Below are 477 nucleotides of genomic sequence, written 5' to 3'. Positions count from 1 at the left end.
CGCGCAAGCTGTCGAAGGAAGCGGGCGACCTGAAGCTCTTCAACATCGCCGAGCGACTCGAATCGGTGATGTGGGAGATCAAGAAGATGTTCCCGAACCTCGACTGGTTCAGCGCGGTGTCGTATCACATGATGGGCGTGCCGACCGCGATGTTCACGCCGCTGTTCGTGATCGCGCGCACCGCCGGCTGGAGCGCGCACATCATCGAGCAGCGGGTCGACAACAAGATCATCCGCCCGAGCGCGAACTACACCGGGCCGGAAGACCTGAAGTTCGTGCCGATCGAGAAGCGCTGATCGGCGGCACCCGGCGGCCGGGCGTCGCGCCCGGCCGTTTCGCGACGATCGTTACCCAGTCTGTCCCCACGCAATGAACACTGCCAACCGCAAACCCCTGCCCGGCACGTCGCTCGACTACTTCGACGCGCGCGCCGCCGTCGACGCGATCCGCCCGGGCGCGTACGACGCGTTGCCGTAC

The 477-nt window shown here is 65.8% G+C and carries 1 protein-coding gene; it reads left to right on the top strand.

The window, feature by feature from the left end; all coding sequences use genetic code 11:
- On the top strand, positions 1-296 hold a 296-nt coding region (locus J5M67_RS28215; RefSeq protein WP_279381594.1), incomplete at its 5' end, for a citrate/2-methylcitrate synthase.
- Between the last annotated feature and the right edge of the window lie 181 nt (positions 297-477).

This window comes from Pseudomonas sp. 30_B, from assembly GCF_017491605.1.
GTDB lineage: Bacteria > Pseudomonadota > Gammaproteobacteria > Pseudomonadales > Pseudomonadaceae > Pseudomonas.
Note: the sequence above shows the minus strand (reverse complement) of the source record. Positions and strands in the feature narration are given on the sequence as shown.